Source organism: Paenibacillus sp. F024, from assembly GCF_057814255.1.
In genome coordinates this window covers 54,702-78,042 of sequence record NZ_JBVASZ010000016.1, presented here as the reverse complement: position 1 = coordinate 78,042, position 23,341 = coordinate 54,702, and the positions used below count along the sequence as shown (strand labels likewise).

At 46.8% G+C, this 23,341-nt stretch carries 26 protein-coding genes; 3 read left to right on the top strand and 23 right to left on the bottom strand.

All coding sequences use genetic code 11. The annotated features are described in order from the left end of the window. Positions 1–29: 29 nt before the first annotated feature. The 10 genes from ACZYR9_RS17150 to ACZYR9_RS17105 form a co-directional block, all read right to left on the bottom strand. On the bottom strand, positions 30–743 hold the full coding sequence (locus ACZYR9_RS17150; RefSeq protein WP_488979709.1) for an ABC transporter ATP-binding protein: 714 nt from the start codon (positions 741–743) through the stop codon (positions 30–32). Continuing rightward, on the bottom strand, positions 743–1,504 hold the full coding sequence (locus tag ACZYR9_RS17145; RefSeq protein ID WP_488979708.1) for an ABC transporter ATP-binding protein: 762 nt from the start codon (positions 1,502–1,504) through the stop codon (positions 743–745). Before ACZYR9_RS17145 ends, ACZYR9_RS17150 begins: the two co-directional genes overlap by 1 nt. Before the next feature lies 1 nt (position 1,505). After that, positions 1,506–2,456, bottom strand: coding sequence for a branched-chain amino acid ABC transporter permease (locus ACZYR9_RS17140; RefSeq protein ID WP_488979707.1), 951 nt, complete (start codon positions 2,454–2,456; stop codon positions 1,506–1,508). A 20-nt stretch (positions 2,457–2,476) separates the two neighbouring features. After that, positions 2,477–3,340: a branched-chain amino acid ABC transporter permease gene (locus ACZYR9_RS17135; protein ID WP_488979706.1), complete on the bottom strand. Its 864-nt coding sequence runs from the start codon at positions 3,338–3,340 to the stop codon at positions 2,477–2,479. A gap of 127 nt (positions 3,341–3,467) precedes the next feature. Further along, positions 3,468–4,625 carry an ABC transporter substrate-binding protein gene (locus ACZYR9_RS17130; RefSeq protein ID WP_488979705.1) on the bottom strand — a complete coding sequence of 386 codons (1,158 nt, stop codon included), beginning with the start codon at positions 4,623–4,625 and terminating at the stop codon, positions 3,468–3,470. A gap of 215 nt (positions 4,626–4,840) precedes the next feature. Further along, positions 4,841–6,142, bottom strand: a complete 1,302-nt coding sequence (locus tag ACZYR9_RS17125; protein ID WP_488979704.1) for a hemolysin family protein — start codon at positions 6,140–6,142, stop codon at positions 4,841–4,843. 271 nt (positions 6,143–6,413) lie between these two features. Further along, positions 6,414–7,196 (bottom strand): 5-deoxy-glucuronate isomerase, encoded by a 783-nt coding sequence (iolB, locus tag ACZYR9_RS17120; RefSeq protein WP_488979703.1) that lies wholly within the window; start codon positions 7,194–7,196, stop codon positions 6,414–6,416. Between the two features lie 204 nt (positions 7,197–7,400). Next, positions 7,401–7,784 carry a GNAT family N-acetyltransferase gene (locus tag ACZYR9_RS17115; RefSeq protein ID WP_488979702.1) on the bottom strand — a complete coding sequence of 128 codons (384 nt, stop codon included), beginning with the start codon at positions 7,782–7,784 and terminating at the stop codon, positions 7,401–7,403. Between the two features lie 714 nt (positions 7,785–8,498). Next, positions 8,499–8,753 (bottom strand): hypothetical protein, encoded by a 255-nt coding sequence (locus ACZYR9_RS17110; protein ID WP_488979701.1) that lies wholly within the window; start codon positions 8,751–8,753, stop codon positions 8,499–8,501. A gap of 24 nt (positions 8,754–8,777) precedes the next feature. Beyond that, the gene (locus ACZYR9_RS17105) at positions 8,778–9,092 is read right to left on the bottom strand and encodes a hypothetical protein (RefSeq protein WP_488979700.1); all 315 of its coding nucleotides are present in this window, start codon (positions 9,090–9,092) and stop codon (positions 8,778–8,780) included. A 684-nt stretch (positions 9,093–9,776) separates the two neighbouring features. Between ACZYR9_RS17105 and ACZYR9_RS17100 the strand changes: the two genes are divergently transcribed. The 3 genes from ACZYR9_RS17100 to ACZYR9_RS17090 all read left to right on the top strand — a co-directional run bounded on the left by ACZYR9_RS17100 (position 9,777) and on the right by ACZYR9_RS17090 (position 12,226). Then, positions 9,777–10,214 carry a DUF1641 domain-containing protein gene (locus tag ACZYR9_RS17100; protein ID WP_488979699.1) on the top strand — a complete coding sequence of 146 codons (438 nt, stop codon included), beginning with the start codon at positions 9,777–9,779 and terminating at the stop codon, positions 10,212–10,214. A 27-nt stretch (positions 10,215–10,241) separates the two neighbouring features. Continuing rightward, the gene (locus ACZYR9_RS17095; protein WP_488979698.1) at positions 10,242–11,420 is read left to right on the top strand and encodes an NAD(P)/FAD-dependent oxidoreductase; all 1,179 of its coding nucleotides are present in this window, start codon (positions 10,242–10,244) and stop codon (positions 11,418–11,420) included. Positions 11,421–11,701: 281 nt separating this feature from the next. Then, complete coding sequence (locus ACZYR9_RS17090; protein ID WP_488979697.1) at positions 11,702–12,226, top strand: hypothetical protein; 525 nt, start codon at positions 11,702–11,704, stop codon at positions 12,224–12,226. Between the two features lie 51 nt (positions 12,227–12,277). On the opposite strand, the gene ACZYR9_RS17085 is transcribed toward ACZYR9_RS17090, so the two are convergent. The 13 genes from ACZYR9_RS17085 to ACZYR9_RS17025 form a co-directional block, all read right to left on the bottom strand. Further along, the gene (locus ACZYR9_RS17085; protein ID WP_488979696.1) at positions 12,278–13,540 is read right to left on the bottom strand and encodes an MFS transporter; all 1,263 of its coding nucleotides are present in this window, start codon (positions 13,538–13,540) and stop codon (positions 12,278–12,280) included. A 13-nt stretch (positions 13,541–13,553) separates the two neighbouring features. Further along, entirely contained in the window at positions 13,554–14,735 is a 1,182-nt protein-coding gene (locus ACZYR9_RS17080) for a benzoate/H(+) symporter BenE family transporter (RefSeq protein WP_488979695.1), read from the bottom strand. A 40-nt stretch (positions 14,736–14,775) separates the two neighbouring features. After that, positions 14,776–15,534, bottom strand: a complete 759-nt coding sequence (locus tag ACZYR9_RS17075) for a maleate cis-trans isomerase family protein (protein ID WP_488979694.1) — start codon at positions 15,532–15,534, stop codon at positions 14,776–14,778. An 89-nt stretch (positions 15,535–15,623) separates the two neighbouring features. Beyond that, a complete protein-coding gene (locus ACZYR9_RS17070) occupies positions 15,624–16,106 on the bottom strand; it encodes an aromatic-ring-hydroxylating dioxygenase subunit beta (RefSeq protein WP_488979693.1) in 483 nt (160 codons plus the stop codon). A 27-nt stretch (positions 16,107–16,133) separates the two neighbouring features. After that, the gene (locus ACZYR9_RS17065; RefSeq protein ID WP_488979692.1) at positions 16,134–17,300 is read right to left on the bottom strand and encodes an aromatic ring-hydroxylating oxygenase subunit alpha; all 1,167 of its coding nucleotides are present in this window, start codon (positions 17,298–17,300) and stop codon (positions 16,134–16,136) included. 19 nt (positions 17,301–17,319) lie between these two features. Then, complete coding sequence (locus ACZYR9_RS17060) at positions 17,320–18,405, bottom strand: zinc-dependent alcohol dehydrogenase (RefSeq protein WP_488979691.1); 1,086 nt, start codon at positions 18,403–18,405, stop codon at positions 17,320–17,322. Between the two features lie 34 nt (positions 18,406–18,439). Then, positions 18,440–18,676 (bottom strand): hypothetical protein, encoded by a 237-nt coding sequence (locus ACZYR9_RS17055; RefSeq protein ID WP_488979690.1) that lies wholly within the window; start codon positions 18,674–18,676, stop codon positions 18,440–18,442. 20 nt (positions 18,677–18,696) lie between these two features. Beyond that, on the bottom strand, positions 18,697–19,506 hold the full coding sequence (locus ACZYR9_RS17050) for a DUF3891 family protein (protein WP_488979689.1): 810 nt from the start codon (positions 19,504–19,506) through the stop codon (positions 18,697–18,699). Positions 19,507–19,539: 33 nt separating this feature from the next. Then, positions 19,540–20,241, bottom strand: coding sequence for an isochorismatase family protein (locus ACZYR9_RS17045; RefSeq protein WP_488979688.1), 702 nt, complete (start codon positions 20,239–20,241; stop codon positions 19,540–19,542). A 27-nt stretch (positions 20,242–20,268) separates the two neighbouring features. Then, complete coding sequence (locus tag ACZYR9_RS17040) at positions 20,269–20,640, bottom strand: DsrE family protein (protein ID WP_488979687.1); 372 nt, start codon at positions 20,638–20,640, stop codon at positions 20,269–20,271. 171 nt (positions 20,641–20,811) lie between these two features. Beyond that, on the bottom strand, positions 20,812–21,393 hold the full coding sequence (locus ACZYR9_RS17035) for a TetR/AcrR family transcriptional regulator (RefSeq protein WP_488979740.1): 582 nt from the start codon (positions 21,391–21,393) through the stop codon (positions 20,812–20,814). A 136-nt stretch (positions 21,394–21,529) separates the two neighbouring features. Further along, positions 21,530–22,807, bottom strand: a complete 1,278-nt coding sequence (locus tag ACZYR9_RS17030) for a TRAP transporter large permease (protein ID WP_488979686.1) — start codon at positions 22,805–22,807, stop codon at positions 21,530–21,532. Continuing rightward, a complete protein-coding gene (locus ACZYR9_RS17025; RefSeq protein WP_488979685.1) occupies positions 22,804–23,301 on the bottom strand; it encodes a TRAP transporter small permease in 498 nt (165 codons plus the stop codon). The genes ACZYR9_RS17030 and ACZYR9_RS17025 overlap by 4 nt, the downstream gene beginning before the upstream one ends. Positions 23,302–23,341 lie beyond the last annotated feature (40 nt).

Below are 23,341 nucleotides of genomic sequence, written 5' to 3'. Positions count from 1 at the left end.
CTGTCCTTATCGTCATTTGCAAACCTTCATTAATGCTTTTTGCCGCCAAGATAGGCTTCTTTTACCCGGTCGTTGTGCAGTAAATCCTGCGCCTCGCCGCTCAGGACAATTTGTCCGGATTCGAGAACATATCCGTAGTCCGCAATCTTGAGCACCTGGCGAACGTTCTGCTCCACGATCAGCACCGTCGTTCCTTCTTGATTGATCTGCTGAATAACCTTGAAAATATCCGAAACGATGATCGGAGCAAGACCCATAGAAGGCTCGTCGAGCAGCAGCAGCTTCGGACGTGACATCAGCGCACGCGCAATCGCAAGCATTTGCTGCTGTCCGCCGGACATGGTCCCGGCCAGCTGGTCTACCCGTTCTTTGAGAATCGGAAACCAGGCGAACATCTTCTTAATGTCCTGCTGTATGCCTTGACGGTCGTTGCGCTGATAGGCGCCCAGCTCAAGGTTCTCAAGCACGGTCATCGGCGCTAGCACCTGACGGCCTTCCGGCACCAAAGCAAGCCCTTCCTTGACCAGCTGGTGCGGCTTCATGCCTTGCACCTGCTTCCCGTTAAGGGTGATGGAGCCGTTACGGGGCGTAAGCACACCGGCTACCGTCTTCATCGTCGTCGTTTTTCCGGCTCCGTTCGCGCCGATCAGAGAAACGATTTTCCCTTCGGGGACTTCAAGCGAAATCCCCTTTAATGCACGAATATTGCCGTAATACGTTTCGAGATTTTGGATCGTAAGCATCAGTCATCCTCCTTCCCGAGGTAGGCTTCGATGACATCCGGATGGTTTTGAATCTCCTCAGGTGGACCCTCGGCGATTTTCACGCCGAAGTTGATGCACACCACCCGATCGCACAAGTTCATCACCAGCGGCATATCATGCTCGACAAGCAGAACCGTCGTACCGTTGTCGCGGATTTTGCGGATCAGATCCATAAGTGCATGCGTCTCGCTCTCGATCATCCCCGCTGCCGGTTCATCCAGTAACAGCAGCTTCGGATTCGTCGCAAGCGCCCGGGCGATTTCCAGTCTGCGCTGCTGCCCATACGCCAGCGTATCGGACCGGATGTCGGCGACGTCCTTAAGACCGACGAATTCCAGCAGCTCCATAGACCGCTCCGCTACATGAGCCTCCTCTTTCTTCTGACCGGGCAGATGCAGCAGGGAAGCCCAATAGCCGGCTTTCGTTACCGTATGCATCCCGACCTTGATGTTTTCTAATGCGCTCATATGGCCGAATAATCGAATATTTTGAAAGGTACGGGCGATGCCCAGCTCCGTAATTTTATGCGGAGGCAGCTGCAGAAGATTCGTTCCGTCAAACACGATGCTTCCTGTGGTCGGCGGAAAAATGCCCGTAATCATATTGAAAATCGTAGTTTTACCGGCCCCGTTAGGTCCGATCAAGCCAAGAATCTGGCCTTTATCCAAGGTAAAGTTCACGTCCGACAGGGCCTTAATTCCGCCGAATGTTTTACCGATTTGCTTCAATTCGAGCAGCATGTTACTGGCCCCCCTTGCCGGAAGTTTTGCTTTTGCGTTGTTTCCACTTGGCAAATGTGCTGGCCGTAATCAAGCCGTGCGGACGGAAAGCCATAACGAGAATCAGCAGGCTGCCGTAGAAAATCATTTTGTATTCGGCCAAGACGCGCAAATACTCAGGTAATCCGGTCAACAGCGCAGCTCCGAAGAGCGGGCCGATAATGACTTCCGAGCCGCCGATGACGGCAAACGACAAGATTTCCACAACCCGGTGGTAGTTGAAGTCGTCCGGCGTGATGCTCGTCGTAATGTGGGCATAAAGGCCTCCGCCAAGGCCCGCGAGCATGGAACCGATCAAATAAGCTAACATTTTGTAATACGTAATATTGATCCCCATCGCACGCGCGGCGGTTTCATCCGCACGGATGGCGCTGAACGCCCGGCCAACCCGGGAACGGTCCAAACGAATTTGGCATAACAAGATCACGACAAACAGCAGCATCATCGCAATCAAGGTCGATAAGGCTTTCATTTGGGATACGGATATGCCTAAAGCCGATGCATCCAGACCAATCAACTTCTCCAGATCGTATAACCGCGTTCCGATCGATTGCAAGCCGGTCAAGCCCAGCGCACCGTTGGTGATATTCAAGTTGAGCATGATGACCCGGACAACCTCGCCGAAGCCAAGGGTAGCAATCGCAAGATACAGCCCGTGAAGTCTTAATGTGGGATAACCGACAATTAAGGCTATGATTCCGGTAACGATAACCGCTAGGATCAATGCCACAATCAACGGCAAATCGGCCGATTTGGTAGCAATGGAGGCGGTATACGCGCCAATGCTCATAAACCCCGCATGTCCAAGCGAAAGCTGTCCCGTTGACAACGTAATATAAATACTGATAGCCAAAATTAAATTCAGGAACAAGAACGTGAAGACCTGCAGCGTATAAGGATTTAAAAAGTCCATTTTCTTCTCATTATCCCCCTTTACGCCTTTTTCCCAAACAGACCTTGCGGCCGGATGAGCAGGATGACAATAATCATACCGAAGGCAACGGCATCCCTGTAAGAGGAATCCCCATAAGCAACGGCTAATACCTCCGACATGCCGATCAGCACGCCGCACACCATAGCACCCGGAATGCTGCCGACTCCGCCAAGGATCAGCGCAGCCAAGCCCTTGAAGCCCAGTGTAAGACCCATCGTGGGGATTAATGCGGAATAAGCAATACCGATCAGCATACCGGCTATACCGCCCAGCCCAGAAGCAACCACAACCGTCATAATAATGACAGCGTTGGTGTTGATGCCCAGAATCCCTGCGGTTTCCGTATTCTCCGCCGTCGCTCTAAGCGCCTTGCCCATTTTGGTCTTTTGAATCCAATAATTCAGAATGATCATTAAACACAGGGATATGCCAATGATGATCAAATCCGCCAGGCGCATCTGTACGGGTCCGATATGGAATACCGTCGCTCCGACCGACGGTACCGACCGGGAGTCCGCTCCAAAGAAAACATGAGTCAATTCTTCGATGAGAATGGCGAAACCAATCGTACTGATTAAAGGCGCCAAGTGCGGCACGTTCTTTTTCCTGAGAGGCCGCAGCGCGGTAAACTCAAGCACGAGTCCCAAGATACCCGATACAAGGACCGCAACGGGAAATGCGACCATGAACGGCAGGCCGGTATTCATCGTAAGACTTAGTCCGACAAGCGAACCGAAAATAAAGATCTGGCCATGAGCCATGTTGATAATACGCAGCACGCCGAAAATAAGCGTATAGCCGATGGCGATCAAGGAATAGGTGCTTCCGACGGTTAGTCCGTTGAAAAGCTGCTGCCAAATCATGCTTTCTCCTCCTTTTTTCAAAATGGGCTTACGAAACAAGCTACCCGGGCAGCGCCCGGGTAACTTGGTTGGTTTCCCTATTATTCAGGCATTCTTTATTGCAAACAAGCGCCTAACGAAAGAATGATTATTCAAACGTAACAAACTTGCCGGATTTTACCGTAACGACTACAGGCACGCTGACCGGATTACGCTTTTCGTCAAAGGACAGCTTGCCCGATACGCCGTTGAAGTCCTTCAATTGCGCCAGTTCCTCACGCAGCGCATTGCGGTCATCGGCTTTGTTCGTTTTCAAAAGCGATTGAGCCATAATGTGTAATCCGTCATAAGCCTGGGCAGCAAACTGGTCCGGCTTTTTGCCGTATTTTGCTTCAAAGCTTTTTACGAAATTTTGTACATTGTCATCCTTTTTGTCCGGGCTGAACGGAGTGGCTACGATCAGACCTTCTGCGGCCGGGCCGGCGATTTCCAGTACTTGCGGGTTGTTAAAGCCGTTGCCGCCGATAATCGGCACGTTCAGACCAATTTCGCGCGCCTTTTTCACGACAAGAGAACCTTCCTTATATAAAGCCGAAACGAACAGTGCATCCGGATTGGTCGCTTTGATCTTGGTCAGCTGTGCTGCGAAGTCTACATCCCCATTCGAGAAGGTTTCTTCTCCCAGATTGGTCAGTCCCATCTTTTCAGCTGTTGCCTTCATGGTTTTAAATCCGGATACCGAGAAATCATCGTTCTTCGCATAAATGAAAGCCGCTTTCTTAATGCCGTGCTTCTTCACAGCCACTTCCATGGCGGCAGGAATCGCTACAGACTCAGGCAAGGAATTACGGAACACATATTCGCCGATATCGTTAATGCCTTCGGCCGTATTGGAAATTCCGAGAATCGGAGTTTCCGATTCGCTGGCGATCGGTCCTACCGAAAACATTTCGCCGGACAACGTCGGTCCGATAATCCCCACGACTTTGTCCTGATTGATCAATTTATTCGCCGCATTGATTGCGCTTTCTTTCTTTCCACCCGAGTCCTCAACGAGAAGTTCGATTTTTAATTTTCCTTTGTTCGCTTCATTTACCTCGTTTAAAGCGAGCTCCAAGCCTTGTTTTTGGGCTTCGCCATAAGCCGCCCCGCTTCCGGAAAGAAATCCGATATAACCGATTTTAGCTACCTGCTCGCCGGCTGCTGCCCCGGATCCGCCGTTCGTTGCCGCCGGCTGTCCGCCGCAGCCAGCCAACAAGGCTAAGCTCAAAACAGCCGAAAGAACTGTACCCATCCCTTTTTTCATTCTGCATCTCCCTTTTTAATAAGTATTAATAAAGAAGAATGTAACAAATCTATTAACAAAGTGTCAATAATAAATCCCGCACTATTTCGACACTTTCTTTTATTTTTTCAAAATCATAGGATTTTTCGGAGAAATTGAATCCTTCCCAATATTTTCCGACAAAACAAAAGCACCGACCCGGCGGTCCGTGCTTTTCCCAATAGATACGATTGCAGTTATGAAGCCTCTTGTGACTTGTATATTTTCACTTTTAGGATCCGCTTTTCATCCGCTTCTTCCACCTTGAAGACTACTTCGTTCCATTCCAGAACCGGCTTTTCATCCAGCTCGGGAATCCGGCCCAACTGTCCGATCAAAAAGCCGCTTAACGTATCGTACTCATCGGTCGGCAGCTCCATGTTCAGCAGTTTTTCCACATCGTCCAAGCTGGTGTAGCCTTGAACAACATATGTATTTTCATCGACTACGATAATTTCCTTCTCTTCTTCATCATGCTCGTCAAAAATGTTTCCGACGATTTCTTCAAGCAAATCCTCAATCGTCACAATGCCCGCCGTTCCTCCGTATTCATCAATGGCAACCGCCATATGGACATTGTTCTTCTGCAGGTCCTTAAACAGTTCATCGATCCGTTTGGCTGCCGGAACCAGATACGGTTTTCGTATGACATCCTTGATGTCCAGCACATGCTCATGACGGCTCTCCACACACAGGATGATATCCTTCACATGCAAAATGCCCACAATATTGTCGATTCCCTTCTCAAATACCGGGAACCTCGTATATTTTTCCATTCGGATCAATTGAACGACTTCTTTGAGCGACGCCGTAATCGGGATGCCTACGATATTCGTCCGGTGGGTCATAATATCGGAAGCCACTTTGTTGTCAAACTCAAAAATATTGTCGATCATGATCTTCTCGGTTTCCTGAATGGTTCCCCGCTCCTTGCCCACATCCACCATCATCCGGATTTCCTCTTCGGTCACCTGTTCGTCATTCGCATGGGGATCGACGCCGAACAGACGAACGATCACGTTGGTTGAAGCGGTCAGCAGCTTCACAAACGGAGAGGTGACGACCGACAATAAGGTCAAAGGCCGCACCGCGATAAAAGAGATCGCTTCCGCTTTTTTCATGGCCAACCGCTTGGGCACCAATTCACCGAATACTAACGTAAAGTAAGATAACACCAGCGTAATAAAGATCACGGATATCGTTCCCAATGTCTTCTCCGAGATCGGCACTCCCATTTCATGAAGGACGCGGGCCAAGGTTCCGGCAAAGCTTTCCGCCGCAAAGGCGCTCGCCATAAATCCGGCCAACGTGATGCCGATTTGTATCGTAGCCAAAAACCGGCTCGGCTCTTTCAGCAGCTGAAAAAGCAGGTTGGCTGTTTTGTCCCCTTCCTCCGCCATCAGCTTCACTTTGTTATCATTGAGGGAGATCAAAGCGATTTCGGACGCGGCGAAAAAGGCGTTCAGCAAGATGAGTATAATTAGAATGATGATTTCCACGCTTGTCCCTCCGTCAATTCAATTCTATCCGCCATAAAAAGGAAAAGACTCCTTGCATTTCACAACTCTATCCCAACTTATATTTACTAATAAATAACTTACCTGTCAAGTTTCTTGCATGCGGCTCCTTCACAGGATTTCCCAAAGCCAAATTTTCCATCCCGATCATTTGGGAAAATAAGTTCATGCCGCTCCGATGTCGTTACGGCAGCAAATCAATAAGAAAGACCTAACTGCAGCGTTTATTGCAGCTAGGTCCTGGATGATTCATTTATTTCAGCCATTCATGAGCCGGATCAAAATACGGCACCAACGTTCTTCCCTGATCTGCAGCCATTATCCATAAATAATAGATGGGATAGCCTCCCGCCGCACTAAGCGGATGATGTCCTTTATCCACTGCGAAGCTGTCTCCGTTTCTGACGACGTAGGCTTGATCGATGCTGCCATCCTCGGTGTAATGCATTTGGATACCAAACCCCTGCTCCGGGTTGAAAATATAATGGAAGAATGCCTCAAGATGCCGATCGTCTGAAGAAAATGTATGCGGAGGATAGCTTGACCAATGCCCCGGCTGGAGAAAGGTCTCTCCCACAATCATACGATGGACGCGCCCTTCTTTATGATCGCCGATAATATCATTGACTTCCCGCTGCCACGTTTCCTTCCCCCGGGGATGAACAACGACCTCATCCGGCCTGACAACGAACGGGGTAGTTTTGTTTTCCGCTTTTACTTTGCAAACGGCAATTTGTACATCATTCGATTGGGCAACAACCTGATATTCCGATTGGCATGGGACATAAACCGTAGTGGCCTTCCCTGCAAATACATTGTCTCTTTCTCCCAAGCCGCTCCATTTCTCATTCTCGCAAGCCACCGTCACCTTGCCTGTCAAAATGACCAATGCCGTTTCATACCCGCCGGTTTGACTTGAATATTCCTCACCTTCACTTAATGAAATCTTTCCGAACGCCACATATTTTAAATCGTGATTTTCCCCGATGATATCCTGATACCCTGCCGCATCCTTCGCTTTGAATAAATAGGCCACTTCCGCCACTCCTTTTTTCTAATCGATATGAGAATATGATACGATGTATTATTCCTAATGATAGGTTATAAGCGCTTACATTTCAAGGTGATCAGTAAAACAATCGGAATTGAGCCGCACGACCTCATAAAAAAACAGATTCACGTTCCTGTCGTGAATCTGCTTCATATTACCTATAGGACTGCTCTTGATTCTCGCGCAGGCTTAATCCTTGGATAAAGAAGCGCTATTCGTGCTGTACGGGTCTGCCAATTCATTGTCGTTTTTTGTTTTATCCCAAACGTCCGCGAATTCAGGATTCTGCTTGAATTGTTCAAGCGCGAAGGAACAGGAGGGAATAATCTTTCTCCCTTTCTCTCTTGCCTCTTCAACTACCAAATCAAGGAGATGCCTCCCTAAATTGGCGCCGCGGTAACCGGGATCGATATAAGTGCGTTCGATAACCCACGTATCCACATCAACAAATTGATACGTAATTTCTCCTACTTTACCATTTAGTCCGCTGAGTACATAGCTGTTACCCAGCTTTTGCAGCATAAGCTCCTCATCCACTTTCTCATCCCTTGCAAGTTCCTTTTCTTCTCTCATGGTCCCTTGCACCTCCTGAGCAGAGTTGTAATGGCTACCTTCTTCCAGTCAAACCAGAGCTTGAACTTCATTACCCTAAGCGCAAGGTTATGAAGCAGCCCTCATCGGCCGCCCAGCTCGGCGGGGGCTGAACCCGCCTCGCCTTAGAAACGAAAAGGAGCACCGACCCTTATCGATCGATGCTCACACTTATTTAAAATGATATGGATAGCAAATTAGTCCACTACAAAAATTCATGTTATTTTATAGATTACAGTGACTTCCTGTTGGAATGTAATTCATATTTATTACGGTGGAATTCTTTAACCATGTCTTTAAAAAAATGGTTTTCTTGTTCATTCAATCCGTTCTGATTATCTTTAAGAATCAAGTGTCCAATGTGGCGCTTCAAAATTTCACTCCGGCGTCCTAGCATTTCCGTATACGTCAATTCTGTCAGCTCCCTTTTTATTTTATCCGTTTCTTTCCTTTTAAGTATAACAAACCGTGTCATTTATGAAAAACCAGCTCTGGCATTGTAAAGCTAGACAAATCGCCAGTAGGAGGGATAACCCTCAACCAAATACAGGTATTCAGAAACATCCTCGGCTATCCTTTCTTTAACTCCCCAGAATTCCGCGGAGTCCGCTTGTTTCATGAAAAATCCCCTTAAAGTAAATTGTGCATTTCTTACGCACTCGTTTACTTTAAGGGGACCCTATCCATTCATAGATATTATTTGTCCTGAATCAAAGCGTATTTTTTGTCGATTTTGGCTACCAAAGAATAATAAGTGTCTACCATATTGCCCACGTACAGCTTGCCGATTTGGGTTAGTGCCTGGTAAGCCTCCCATCCGTTAGCCATCATGAATGCGATCCACATCGAATGCTCCGGAAGCTCTGGCAGCAGCCAGTGATTCGGTCCCGCCACTTGATATTGATGGGTCAATTGGTATAAACAAACCCCGAGCAATAATGCGTATATCACAACTCCCCAGGTTTGAAATATTTGCTAGGCCTTCATTCCGTACCATACAAATAACAGCTTGACCAAGCCCAAGACCGCAAATATCAAGGTTCCTTCTAGCGTATCAAACTGTACATGAAAATGTAATGAAATGGCATGTGTTATAATCGTGCCTTCAAATAAGAAATAAAATACATAATTGATTCCATAGATTAATGAGGTAACGGCAGAACCCATATAACCGAATCCCATGCCGCGTGTCATCAGATCTATCGTAAGCCCCTCTTTACTGGCTAATCGGATCATCAGCATACCGATCACCGTCGAGCCGATAAAAAAGTAGCTCAGCGGCCACAGCATATTGGGCCATCCTACGACATAACTCAACTGGGCTCCAAAGGTGAAAAAAAACATGGCCGTAGAATTACCAAGCAAAACGGCAATGATGGCCGGAATCGGCCAACGATAATATGAAGGAATTTTACGGATTGCATAGTCTTCAATGTGTTCAGATCGTGTGGTTTGTTTCGGACCTTGAAACCATTTTTTATCGTTTGGTTTAGAGCAAGCTTAGGGAGAAGCTGTATGTAATATAACATATAATAAACGAATTGTAGTTTTTATTCATGTTGATTATTAATCGGGGGCCAGAAATATTTTTAACAAAGATGGTTATATTGTCTATAAGCAGAAAGAAATGATGATTACGGATACATCCCATTCCTTGATATTTAAATATCCAAATCAACGGCCGTTATTGGGAGCAGGAAAACAGTGATTTACGGGGGCTTTAGTGAAAAAGAATGGATATCGAGGTGGTAAATAAAAATTATGAACAAAACCAAACAAAAGATGAAGATTAGGTGTACAAAAGATGAAGATTGGGTGTACAATAGAAAAAGTGGCTCGGATGCATGCATACTCTGTGATTGATTCAATGTGAAGAATTTCACAAAGGGAAGATTACGTTTATGATATAAACTTATCCTTAATTTGCAGCGGCGAGCAAGGTACTATTTATACGATTTAAGGAGGAACGGAGCAATGTTAGAAACAACCATTCAGAAGTCGGAGGAACAAACGGCCTCGGTACAAGGGATCGCCAAGCCGGATGTTCTGGATCAATTGTTGAAGCCTGAGGTGCAGGAATCCTTGACCGTGCTGGTCGACCAGCTTCCCAAGCTGACCGAAATGATGACGCTTCTAACCAAGACATATGATCTGGCGCAAAAGGTTGCTACAGACCGCGTTCTTATTCAGGACATGGTTGGCGGATTCCAGGAAGTCGTCAAGCCGCTCGAAGAAAAGGTCAAAGGGATCGCCTCTGCCGCGATCGAAGCCAACGATCGTGCAGATCAAAGCGAGGCTACCATCGGCCTGTTCGGTATGCTGAAATTGTTGAAAGATCCGGAGCTGCAAAAAATGCTTCGTTTTGCACAAGCCTACCTGGATATTATGAACGAAAGAAAACAACAAGCCTAATTGATGTCACTGAACGGGGGATTGAACGTGAAAAAGCAAATTTTAATTTTGGGTGGCGGCTACGGCGGTTTGTTAAGCGCCCTTTCCGCTCGTGAACATTTATCGGTAGAAGAAGCTACGATTACGGTGATTAACCGCGTGGGAACGCACCAGATTATTACAGAGCTGCACCGCCTTGCTGCAGGCAACGTAGCTGAGAAAGCCGTTGCACTGCCATTGGAAAAATTGTTTAAGGGCAAGGATATCCATGTCAAAGTCGGTACGGTTGAAAATATCGATTTGGAAGCACGTAAAGTGTTGGTCGCTGACGGCACAACCTATAACTACGATGCATTGGTTTTGGCGCTTGGCAGCGAAACCAATTTCTTTGGAATTCCGGGTCTTCAAGAAAACAGCCTTACACTGAAGTCTGTAAACGATGCCAACCGGATTTTCAAGCATGTGGAAGAACGGATCCGTGAATACAGCAAAACTAAAAATCCGGCGGACGCAACGTTTGTCATCGGCGGCGGCGGCCTTACAGGTGTCGAGCTGGTCGGTGAGCTTGCGGATGAGCTGCCTGGCATTTGCCGCAAAAACGGTGTGAGTTTCGAAGAGGTATCACTCTACCTGGTGGAAGCTATGCCGAGCATTCTGCCGATTTTCTCTAAAGACCTGATCGAACGTGCGACAGTAAGCCTGGAAAAACGCGGCGTGCAGTTCTTGACCGGCTTGGCGATTACAGAAGTGAACGGTGCAACCGTAAGCTTGAAAGACGGCAGAACGATCGAAACCAACACGCTGGTTTGGACAGGCGGCGTACAAGGCAGCTCGCTGGTAGCCAACTGCGGTATTGAAGTGAACCGCGGTCGTGCAACGGTCAATGAATTCCTGCAATCCGTCTCCCATCCTGAAGTATTCCTTGCCGGCGACTGTGCGGTTGTCTTCGGTCCGGAAGGCCGTCCGTACCCGCCAACGGCACAATTGGCATGGCAAATGGGTGAGCTCGTGGGCGCGAACATCGCGGCTTCCTTCAAGGGCGGCAAAATGGATGGATTTTCTCCGGTCTTCTCCGGAACGCTCGCCAGCTTGGGACGCAAAGACGGAATCGGCTCCATTGGCGAAAACGGTATTGAATTGAAAGGCACACCGGCTTCCTTGATGAAAAAAGCAAGCAACGCCCGCTACCTTTCCCATATCAATGGCTTATTTGCACTTGCTTATTAATGGAAAGCCGGATTTACCATTAGCTTTAAATCAAGCCTTCGGAACTCCCGAAGGCTTATTTTTATGGAAAAAAGTTAATGGTTCTGTTCGCTCGTCTTCCAAATCCCATTTTCATCTTGGTATAATAAATGAATAAAATTAATATTTAAAAAATGAATCATTAAAGGCGCTGAATGCACGTAATCGGAGATAAGCAAAGAGAAGAGATGCGGGTCATTTTCGAATGAATTCGGAACATATTCCATATTACTCATGCATGCGTCAAAGGAGTGAATAATCCTATGGATGTTGGTATTCCTAATCCATACTATTATGAGCCACAGCAAAGAAACAAGTCGGAAGAAATCGTGCGCTACGCCAAAGTCATGCATCTAAAATCCGGACCTACTTGGCTTCGAGGAACGGACTTTGCTGCAGCAATCCAATACGGCGGAGTTGAAGCCCCTTTTGCCGAGCTCCTGCTTTTTGATTCTTCCGGAGCGAAATATGCCGAATTGTTACAGCGGCTATCGTATTATCCCATGACTGTGGAGATTCGGAATTCAAAACAACAATTTTTACTCCAACTGGGATTGGAGAACCTGATGTCATCAGGCGACGGTAATGATCCACCAACTGGGTCTATGAATTCAAGGAAGATCGATCCCATCCAGGTCCAAAAATTCATGGAGAGGCTGCAAGCCACAAAAGGACTGCTGCTAATGACCGAAGATCAGGAAGCGCTTTGTATAGATGCCCGACTCACCTTTGAATGGATAGGTAAAGACTTATTGGAGCTCATTCATAGGAAAATGATAGAAATGTAGGGCTATCCGCTGCTTTAGCCCTTTCTTTCAGACAAGTCATACTGGAACCATCTATACTTTTGTACTATGGGACGCATTGGAAAGATCGATCTTGGCATTCAGACTTACATGGATTTTGCATAAAACCAGAGTTCCCATGAATAACAACCCTAAGCAGAGAATAACGGTGGAACCGTATCCTGAGAAGGTTTGATACAGCAGCCCCGGAACTAACGCCCCCACCGCAGCTCCGAATTGGTGAAAAAAGGTAATCGACCCAAACGCCGACCCGATTCTGTTTTCCCCGTATATCTGTGTACAAAGTGCCGTAAAAGGCGCTACCGTGGCGATGTCGGTTAACGCATAAATGAAGCAAAATAAGAATATGACCCATGTAAAATCAGCCATGGCCAGCAAGGTCAAGCCGATAATGCGAAGCCCAAATAAACAAGAAATCAATACCGTCGGCTTCATACGGTCCGTCAAATACCCGCCTGCTACGGCCCCTGCAACATTCAACAAGCCGTACAATACCATGGCAGAAGCTATTGTCGCGCCGCTAATTCCTCTTTCTTCCAGAAGAGGGATGAGGTGGGTTTGTATCAAGCCAACATCTGTAAATCCGCAAATAGAATAAGCAATCAAGATCATCCAAGTGATTCGTAATCGAAAAATTGAACGGCTTGGTGTTGAATCCGCCACCGACGTACGTTCATTTGGGACCATTCCATCAACCGCATGTTGGGGGCGGTCCCGAAAGGCGAACCAAAACAGAGGAGTCAGCAGCAAAATGTAAACGCTGCCTAGCAGGAGTACAGTATCTCTCCAACCTATTAGCTTGATCAAATAGATCGTGACAGGAACCAGCACCATCGAACCGGCCGACATTCCGACAATAACAATGCCCATAATCAAGCCGCGTTTTTTTTGAAACCAATGGACAATGGCCACCGATACGGTTACGTTGGAAGCTCCGCCGAACCCAAGAGACGCCACTATACCGTAGAACAGCATCATTTGCCAAACATTTTGCGCAAAATAGCCTGCTGCCATCCCGAGTCCCATAAGAGCCATACTTGCGGTCAATATGGTTCGGGTGCCAAAGCGATCGGTCAGCTTTCCGCCTAACGCAATTCCAAGGCCATAAACAACCAGACTTAAAAAGGAAATGGAGCTAATTTCCAGCCGCGATACGGAAAATGCCTCTTCCCAAGAAATGACATAGGCTCCGAACGTGCTTCGGATTCCCATGGATGAGAATAAAGCTATAAAAGAGAGAACGCCGATCAAAAACCCATAATGATAAAATGGAGCCAGCCATAACTTTAACCTCATACCGCAGTTCTCCTCATCCATTCACTTTATTTGATTTCCACTGCAACAGCTTACTAATAAGCGTTCCCACAATCAATGACCATACGGGTGCACTGATATGTAAAAATGAAAAACCCGACAAAGCAATCACAAAAGCCGCGATAGCGCCAAGGCGATGTTCAGGACTGGAAAATCCATTTTGCAAACTTGTGCCAAAAACGCCGATTAATGCAAGGCCTGCCAACATCGATACAAACACATGAGGCAAAGAATGAATAAAGGGTACCATCTTCCATGATATTAATCCGAAAACGAGAATCAAAACTCCTGAAACGGCCGATGCCATATACCTTTTCGACTTTTCCCCGGCATCCTCATCCGCACAAATGGCTGTCATCATCCCTGCGATGTTCGCCGATTGTCCTCCGAAAACGGCGCTTACTAAAGAAAATATCCCGCTAAACGTAATAATACGGTCCACCGGCGGATTATATTCCGCTTGCTGCAGGGCACCGATACCCGGAGCCACGTCATTGCTTAAGATCAACACAGCTAGCGGCAGAGAGATGGAAATAAAAGCCATAAGGTTAAATTCGGGCAAATGAGGTCTAGGAATGCCAAAGGGGATATCCGAGCCGATCGCACCTGCAGCCCCGGTGATAAACAATACCGCAAAACCGACTCCAACCGCTCCGATGACAGGCGGAATACGCCCGCCTAATTTGGTCAGCAGCAGATAAGCCGCTACCGCTGCACCGCCAACCATCGGGAGCTCCTTAACCGCGTCTACGATATGGACGACATACATGGCAATCATTCCTGCAAGCATCGACGAAATCATCTCTTTCGGAACCCATCTGATGACTTTAGTAAAAATCCCGGAGACGCCGACCAGCAAGATCAGAATGGCAGACAGCATGTAAGCCCCTATTAAATGGGGATACGTAAATTGCGGAGTTACGGTGACCAAAAATGCGACACCCGTAATGGAATGGGCCCCGGTAATCGGTTTGCCATAATGCCAAGAGAGAAAAATACCAAAAAGCCCGCCGAAAACATATACGGCGAACATCCAGGAAACCGTCTGTTCTAACGAGAAATGGCCTGCGGCCGCCGCATCAAGAATAATGATCGGCGGCCCCGTCATGGCCAATGTAGCGGAGATGGTTCCGGAAGAACTATTTCTCGATGTCAAGTCACGAAATGACCCGTTCACTCACTTCATTCCCTCCCGTTTCTCCGTTCATCGTTCAAATTTAAAACGAACCGGATAACAAATGTCCTGCATTAGGAACAATAGGTTTCAAATTCAAGCTTTTAAGAATTTTATAGACCGTTGAGGTCGCAGCCGAAAGCACCGGAAGCTGCAGTTGATCTTGAACGGCTTGAATGGCCGGCAGCGAAGGCATTTGTACACATGCGGAAAGTACGACTGCATCTGCTCCGCTAATATTCAGATTTTTGGAAATATCGATCAGATTCATAGGATCCAGCCTTCCTACGGCCAAGTTATCCGACACTTCCAAGCTGATCGAATCCGTGACTTCAATACCGCTTTGATTCAAGTAATCAACAACCATGGCTGTCAGAGGCTTCATATAAGGCGTGATAATGGCAACCTTCTTCGCGCCTATGGTTCGAATTCCATCGATTAAAGCTCCGGCGCTGCTTACCACGGGTGCCGGAGTACCGTTCTCCCTAACCGCTTTCGTCAAGCGTTCCTCCGACAAGCAATGGTAGCCCGCTCCCTGTGACATGATGGCAATCAAGCAAGCATAAGCGAGCACGTCACAACGTGCATCTGAAAGCTCTACGGCACATCGGTCACTGCTTTCATCCATTTTCTTCAACTCTTCTTTGGTCACGTGCATCATCCGCATGCGGCTGGAATGGAACGTAAACATTTCGTTTGGTTCAATCCCCATACGCGCGTTCAGCATGGCCGGAATTTCCGTTTCCATCGTGGTGTTGGAGCTCGGGACAATCAGACCTACTCTAACATTTTTTTGGCTCATGTCATGCCCGCCCTTTCTTTTTTACCTTATTTGTCATTCCTAAGACCCGTCCGTTTTCCCGTTTTCACAATCCCGGTATTTACCGTTTGCTAAAGAATGAAGCTGAGATTGCCAAGGAAGCCGTCGTTATTGATTAATTCCACTTTTTTAAAGCTGATTTTTAATGCTCCTTCCTTACGGATCAAATGATGTTCAAACCGGCCTGCATAAATCGTTTGCACACCTTTTCGCAATTCCACAATCATAAAATTCGATGAAACCATCACTTTATCGTTGTTATTTTCGCGAATATCGACATTGGTAATCAGGTGCCGTGTTTTCGATCTCGGCTCCTGTCCGTAAGCCAACCCGCTTTTTAGACGCCAAACTCTTTCATTCATCCGATCTCGATCATCATAAATAATCGATACGTACCTATTGGGATCATGATGCTCGTCGCTGCAAGGGATCCAGTAGATGCAATCCTCTGTAAACATCGCCAACCATTCATCCAACCGGTTCTCATTAATGAAAGCAGCTTCTTTCTTCAGCAAGCTTTCCACTTCTTTTTCCAAATCAACGAGGGTATTCAATGTTCGCGCTCCTTTCCGGTTGTCCCCTTACTCTGCTGCCATCAACTTATGCCAATATCTATAAAGCGCCCTTGCCGAGACTTCATCGCTGGAGGTAGCCGTAATCACGCCTCTTTCATCGACAACCTCCCGATTGCGTCCTCGGCTGATATGGAGCCAGTCATTGCCTTCCCATTCCGCTTGAAGACCTGTGATCACACGTTCAAACGCAACCTCCAAATCATCCGGTGTACCGAAAGCGGCTGGACCGTAAAAACCTTCATGCTTGCGAAGACGTATCGCATTTTCCTCGGCAGAAGCCCCTTTTAACATGATAGGATATAAGAAAACGCGAGTCTTGTTCGCTGAAATCGGCTGAATGACACGTACATGGGATCCGACAAAGCTAAGAATCGGAAATACGATCAAATTGAAAGGCAGGGCTCCGATTCCGAGATCTCCATCCAATTCGTACAATGAATGTCCGTTTCCAAGATCGGAGATACGTTCGTTATTATGCATTTTATTGAAATTCACTTTTGTTCCGGTTTTTTCGCTAAGAATTTGGAAGAAGCTTCTATGGGTGACGCTCAAGTGATAAGGATCGATCGTATTTTCCACCTGCAGCTTCCAGTTGCCGTCATACTCATACTTGTGAGCCCCTGCTGTCAACTCGATTCCATCAGGCCCCGTGTTTACTACATAGTCAATATATTCTTTAGCATAACCGAGCTGCTCGCTGAGCGTCGGACCTTCCTCACATAATCTTGCGAAAATAAATCCGTTGTAGCTTTCCACTTTGGGTACGCGTATCAGGCCCATTTCTTGTTTATTGAATTGGCCGTCATATCCGTCCTGGAAAGGCATGCCCACCAAGTCGCCCTTGTTGCTGTAGGTCCAACCATGATAGGCGCAGCGGAAAAAGTTGGCATTGCCGCAGTCGGATTGGCATACCGTAGCTGCACGATGGCGGCAGCGGTTGAATACGACATGGATTTCCCCGTCATCGGACCCACGGGAAACAATCACCGGGTTTTTGCCGATATAAGTCGTTTTATAATCACCCGGATTCGCAATTTCACTCTCGTGAGCTACATACACCCATGTCTTTCCGAAAATCTTATCCATTTCCAAGTCGAATATTTCTTGATCCGTATATACTTTCCGATGTATAGCATCATTACCGACATATTGGTTAATATCCAATTTGGCCATGACCGATTCGCTCCTTTCATTATTCGTTGACAACAGCGACGTGGATGCATTGTTCTCTGCCGAACGCATGAGTATCTACCGCTTGACCGGCGTCCTCTAAAGAAAAGGTATGGGTGATCATTTTCTCAAGCGGGTATTTTTGCGACTCGATGATCCGCAAAGCGGTTCCAACCATACGCTTCGGCCGACCGAGCACGCCTTTGATCGTAAGCAGCTTCCATGTGATTTTGCTGGTCATCATGCGATCGGCAAGCCTCTCGTCGGTACCCGAATGTACGATGGTTCCCTTTAGCCCGGCCAAATCCAGTGCCATTACCAATTGTTGAGGTGCTGTCGCCGCATTGATTACCGTGTTCGCCATTTTGCCGTCGGTGACTTCTTTAATCTCTTGGACAATATCTTGAGTATCCGCATAAAAGATGTGATGGGCTCCGAGCTCTTTTGCAATGTTCAATCGATGCTCATCGCGGGAAAGACCGGTGACTATAATGTTTGCTGCTCCGGCTTCTTTCGCGCCGATAATTGCGCCAAGCCCCATGGGGCCGGGTCCTTGAATAACCACAGTATCGCCAACCTGCGTTCTGCCCACTTCCTGCACCCAGTGAATGCCGTTCGAAATCGGAATGAATAGCTGAAGCAGCTCGGCTGGTGTGGTTTGATCGACCTTATGCACAATGGATCGCGGATGCAGATACATATATTCTGCAAATCCGCCCCAGAGTGCTGTCGTCGGATGATCGACGGACATGGCCCCGTAACGCAGGTCAAAACATAATTGATAATTCCCTGTCAAACAGTTATCACATACCCCGCAAGGAATATATTCTTCCACTACGACGCGGTCTCCGGCCTTAAGCCCCCACCTAGCCGCAGTTTCCTCGCCAATTTCATCGATACGGCCAACGATTTCGTGCCCAATCACACAAGGCAGCTGGAATACTCCATTACCTCCGTAAAGGTACGCTTCACTATCGAACCCGCACACGCCGCAGGCGTCGACTTTAAGGATTCCGCCTTGCTTCCCAATCGCAGGAAGAGGAAACTTTCGGATTTCGATTTTTTGTTTATCCACTAAAACGGCAGCCTTTGATTCTCTGAGCGCCATGTGATCTCCCCCTGTTTATCATTATTCATTGATTTCATTGCTCGGACTTTTGCGGATCCTTCCAACGAGTCAGGGACGGATCCAGAAATTGCTGCAAATCCTCATGAGTACTCCAAGCCAAGCTTTCCAGCTCCAATGGATCCAAATAAATCACTTTACCCGTTCGGATATCCTTAATCATCAATCTCATTCCATTTGCACTAAGGTCCAGCTTAACGAATACATGAGAAAATTCATTCCGGATGACAAAGCCCTCACTCATCGCAATCACCCATTTCTATCTCTTCCTCATCAACCGGCAACAATTCGCCAATTGAGCCATTCTTGCTTTTCATTCGATAACGTATGGCGAAGGTCTTCTTGGGACTCATATACTCGATCAGGAATCGTTTTGCAAGGAACGTTAGCGTCAAATTCGGAGGCAAACGGGAACGGTCCAACCCATAATTTGCCGTCTCCATTTGATTTTACCGTCAGATTCACAAGCTCCCCTTTTTGGGAGGTTCTTACCGGCCCCAAGACCACTTCGTTTTTCTTTTCGGGATCGTTCATGGACATGAACAACGAAAGGCGGTCCATGACTTGCACAAGCTCGTATTGATTCCACAACACATCTTCAAATTCACTGCGCGGACCCTTCTTATTCCACAGCCGTTCTTTGATTTCCACCCAATTTTTTTGCTCTTCCTTAACAACCGAGTCCATAAAGGACACCAAGTCTTGAGGGATTGTATACGTAAACGTAGGATCATACCCGAATCTACTGTTGTATAACCCAATCCAATGCATCCCCACAAGCAGTCCGCCATGCGGGTCCTGTTCAGATACCTTCAGAAAGCCACTGCGATAAAAATCGACGTGCTGTCTCAAATTTACGTTAATAAAATTGACCGGTGATCCCGTTTCTGCATTGTAGAGAACCTCATCATCGGGATTTTTCCACCCGATATCATGCAGCCTTACAGCTGTTGTGACGGAATCATGAGTTGCCGTCCTCTCAAATTTGCTGTTCCCCCACTGGTGTGTGACTCCACCCGCGTGAACACCATGTTCATCTTGTCGAACTAAACGAAGACGTCCATCATGCTTCGTAATAATCATATAATGCCCCTCCTATTTTGAATTGAAGACCCATTACTTAACTGAACGTTCCTGAAGCTGCCCGATGATACTGTCAACCGAAACCACATCCGCGTACTTCTGCTGCATGTCGAACAAATTAATGGCATGGGAAGCAATGCCTCTATCAAACACGCATTCCTCCGGCACAACGACTTTAAAATCATAAGAGAAGGCATCGATTACAGTTGCTCGAACACAACCGCTTGTCGTGGTTCCCGTCACGATGACGGTATCGACTCCCCAGGAAATCAAGTAGGTGCATAATGGCGTACCGAAGAAAGCACTCGGCTTTTTCTTGGAAATCACGATTTCCCCTTCGAGCGGCTCCAGCTCTTTGACAACCTGAGAGCCTTTTTGCCCTTCCATCAATAACGGATGATTGAACATGCTGCCTTTAACAGCCACTCTCTCATTAGAAATGTTAGGAATCCCTTCAATGATCGTGTAAAATACAGGAATCCCCGCTTCTCTTGCAGCGTCCAGCAATCTGCGGATGTGCGGAATCGCTTTCCAGCTATCCTTACCGCAGCTAAACGGATAGGTTTTGATCGAGTCCTCGATCTTTTCGGAAACATCGCCCGCAAATCCATAAGTCACATCCACAATGACTAAGGCCGGCTTATGGCCTATACCGTATTGCGAGCCAAAACCTGCATTCGAGTAAAGCTTGCTATCACGCTCATCCAAAAATCGATCCCATATTCTCCCGGACATTTGTTTATACCTCCCATCGGCCTTTCCTTAACCGTAAGTGATGACTTTGTCATGATCCACCGTAAGCTGAACAAGCAGATTTGGAGGACCAAGCTCAATCGGCTTGCCTTTAAGATCACCTTCCGTAACGCCACGGGCCCCACAAGAAATTTGTGAAAGATAAATTTTGCCTCCGCCTTCGGTTATTTTATTCATGCGGTCTCTTAAGCTTTTCACTCCAGCCCCCACCCCTAACGTTGAGTCCATAGAACGATCTTGGATAAGCTGCACTGCACTGCCTGCTAAGAACATCGAGACAAAGTGTCCTTCCTCCAATGCCGCTTCAGCAATTAAAAATGCGCGATCAGCTTGTGTAGGCGCTTCAGGTCCATGTGTGGAATGAATTAAGATTTTCGCCATGACTATACACCTCTACTATTTAATGTTTTTTAAAATTGTTTGTTAGTACTAACTAACATATTTCCCATAGGAAGGATGCGTTCTATTATGGGATAAGAACGTTCTTAAAAAGAATCTTAAGCTCTCCCCTATCCCATAACAACACTCAAGTACATTAGGCCATCACTGAGTCTATATCTGAGGCGTCAACTGTCCGCAAAACAAAGTTACGCTATTTTTTATAAACTCCTCTTCCGACAGCGATGTAATCGTTTCGCCAGATACAAACGAGCGCGATATGAAAAGACCGTAGTGCATATACAAAAAGCTCATGGCGTACATTTCCACATCGCATTCAATCATTTTCTTCTCTTGCTGCATGCGGGTAAAGTAGTTAATCATCAGCTCTTTGAGCTGTCTCGGATGCTTGTTGACTTGTTCCAGCAGCCCCTCAATATTCTCTCCTTCTTTGAGAGCGAGGTGAATCACGTAGCGATTGCGTTTCATAAGCTCATGATACGTCCGGGCGATTAATAATAGATCCTTTTCCAGGTCCCATACGATTTTGTCTACGAATAGCTTTTTAAAGGAAATGGTGTAATAAAAACGATCGACCGCCTCCTCCAATAGCTTCTTCTTTGTTCCGAAGTGCCTGAACAACGTCATCTCGCTAACCGATGCTTCCTTAGCGATCTCTTTTGTTGTTACCGCGTTAAAGCCCTTCTTGGCCATTAATTCTATCGCGACTTGTAAAATCTTCTCTCCTGTATCCACATAATGCAATGGAGTAGTCTCCTTTATTTGATGTTAGTGACAACTAACAAATGATTTAAATAAATTATAAAAATCATTCGTGTAATTGTCAATAACGGATTCCATATATTTCTAACTTCTCCTGTGGGATCACGTTCTAAAATCCTAATATTTTCGGCAACCACAACGTAAGCCAAGGAATATAAGTAATAAACAGCAGTGCGGCTAAGGAAATCCATATAAACTTCTGAAGCCCCGGCAAGATCTCCATGAGGTTGAGCTTTGTTATGCTGTTGCTGACAAAGATGTTTAAGCCAAAAGGCGGCGTGAAGGTCCCGATTGCCAAGTTCAATACGGTAATTATTCCCAGATGAATCGGATCAATCCCCAAAGCGACAGCAGAAGACAAAATAAGAGGTGCGATAACAATCAAGGCGATCGTTGAGTCCAGGAACATACCGATCAATAGCAGCAGAACATTTAAGAATAACAGGAATGTCCAAGAGCTATGGAAATTGTCCGTCAGGAACGAACTCATTTGCTGCGGAACTTGACCAACTGTCAAAATCCAAGAAAAAGCCGAAGCTCCCGCCACAAGAATCATGATCTGGGCCGACGTGATCGCCGAGGTTACGCATAGTTTGTAAAGCTTTTTCAGATCTATTTCCTTATACACGAACATACCGATGATGATTGTATATACAGCCGCAATGGCTGCCGCCTCAGTCGGAGTAAATAACCCGCTAAAAATACCTCCCATTACGAGAACCGCAACAAGCAGTGCCCAGAACGCATCCTTTGTCGCATCGATAAATTCCTTGGTTGTTGCACGTGCTTCTGCGGAAAGCTGATTCTTCTTCGCATACCACCAAATATAAGCGAGAGTAAAGAATCCGAAAAACAAGCCTGAGCTAGTGCCTGCAGCGTATAGCGCACCGACCGATACATTGGTGGCAGCCGCATAAAGAACCAAAGTGATGCCGGGCGGAAGGAGCAGAGAAACCGCTCCGGATTGGATGATCAGTCCGCTGGCAAATGATTTATTGTACCCTTGTTTAATCAATTCCGGATACAGGATTTTTCCAATAGCAACAACCGTTGCAGGACTGGAGCCGGAAAGGGCTCCAAAAAACATTGCAGCAATTTGTGTAGTCATCGCCAATCCGCCTTTAAAGTGTCCGATGACCGCTTTACACCAGCGAATCATACGGCTCGCCAATCCCCCTACGTCCATCGCATTGGCGCCCAAGATATATAAAGGCAAACACATCAGCACAAACTTATCGATTCCGCCGAACGTACGCTGCAAAACGATCATTGGCGAAACATCGGCAAAGAAATATATTCCTGCAAAGGTGCTTAAGCTTAAAGCCATAAAAATCGGTATGCCCATAAACAGCATCCCTAAAACCATTATAATAACGGCTGTAATCATAATGCTCCATTTCCTTTCCGAGTATCCGTTAACACTGCAGTCGGTGTTTTGAACAAAGCAATGAGATTTTGGACATAACGGAGCGTCGTTAAGAGTCCGCCGATCGGCATTACAACATAAACAAGATACATCGGGATTCCGAGCGACGGAGCTTTCTGGGTTGTATTCTGAACAAACTGGACAAGCTCAAAGCCGTACCATGTAAATACGATGCTGAAGATGATCGCAATCACGTAAATGATGGCATGGACAGCGATTTTTAGATTCCCCTTCAATAACATTGGCACCAAGTCAATGCTCACATGATTGCTATACCGTGCGCACACACTCATACCAATAAAGGTCATGGCCACGAGAAGATACCGCGTTAATTCTTCGGACCAAGACGTACCTAAATCCATCCAACGCATGGCTACGTTCAAAGTTACAAGGAGAGTAGCAGCTAGCAGTGTAAACGCAATAAAAGCTTCTTCCATTCTATCAAGTATTTTCATTGGCCCAATTCCCTCCCGACCCCGATCTCGTTGCAACTTG

Coding starts and splice junctions, on each gene's coding strand:
- ACZYR9_RS17150 (WP_488979709.1), bottom strand. CDS start 743: ATGCTTACGATCCAAAATCTCGAAACGTATTACGGCAATATTCGTGCA.
- ACZYR9_RS17145 (WP_488979708.1), bottom strand. CDS start 1,504: ATGCTGCTCGAATTGAAGCAAATCGGTAAAACATTCGGCGGAATTAAG.
- ACZYR9_RS17140 (WP_488979707.1), bottom strand. CDS start 2,456: ATGGACTTTTTAAATCCTTATACGCTGCAGGTCTTCACGTTCTTGTTC.
- ACZYR9_RS17135 (WP_488979706.1), bottom strand. CDS start 3,340: ATGATTTGGCAGCAGCTTTTCAACGGACTAACCGTCGGAAGCACCTAT.
- ACZYR9_RS17130 (WP_488979705.1), bottom strand. CDS start 4,625: ATGAAAAAAGGGATGGGTACAGTTCTTTCGGCTGTTTTGAGCTTAGCC.
- ACZYR9_RS17115 (WP_488979702.1), bottom strand. CDS start 7,784: ATGAGAGAAGAAAAGGAACTTGCAAGGGATGAGAAAGTGGATGAGGAG.
- ACZYR9_RS17105 (WP_488979700.1), bottom strand. CDS start 9,092: ATGCTGTGGCCGCTGAGCTACTTTTTTATCGGCTCGACGGTGATCGGT.
- ACZYR9_RS17100 (WP_488979699.1), top strand. CDS start 9,777: ATGTTAGAAACAACCATTCAGAAGTCGGAGGAACAAACGGCCTCGGTA.
- ACZYR9_RS17090 (WP_488979697.1), top strand. CDS start 11,702: ATGGATGTTGGTATTCCTAATCCATACTATTATGAGCCACAGCAAAGA.
- ACZYR9_RS17085 (WP_488979696.1), bottom strand. CDS start 13,540: ATGAGGTTAAAGTTATGGCTGGCTCCATTTTATCATTATGGGTTTTTG.
- ACZYR9_RS17075 (WP_488979694.1), bottom strand. CDS start 15,534: ATGAGCCAAAAAAATGTTAGAGTAGGTCTGATTGTCCCGAGCTCCAAC.
- ACZYR9_RS17065 (WP_488979692.1), bottom strand. CDS start 17,300: ATGGCCAAATTGGATATTAACCAATATGTCGGTAATGATGCTATACAT.
- ACZYR9_RS17060 (WP_488979691.1), bottom strand. CDS start 18,405: ATGGCGCTCAGAGAATCAAAGGCTGCCGTTTTAGTGGATAAACAAAAA.
- ACZYR9_RS17050 (WP_488979689.1), bottom strand. CDS start 19,506: ATGATTATTACGAAGCATGATGGACGTCTTCGTTTAGTTCGACAAGAT.
- ACZYR9_RS17045 (WP_488979688.1), bottom strand. CDS start 20,241: ATGTCCGGGAGAATATGGGATCGATTTTTGGATGAGCGTGATAGCAAG.
- ACZYR9_RS17040 (WP_488979687.1), bottom strand. CDS start 20,640: ATGGCGAAAATCTTAATTCATTCCACACATGGACCTGAAGCGCCTACA.
- ACZYR9_RS17030 (WP_488979686.1), bottom strand. CDS start 22,807: ATGATTACAGCCGTTATTATAATGGTTTTAGGGATGCTGTTTATGGGC.
- ACZYR9_RS17025 (WP_488979685.1), bottom strand. CDS start 23,301: ATGAAAATACTTGATAGAATGGAAGAAGCTTTTATTGCGTTTACACTG.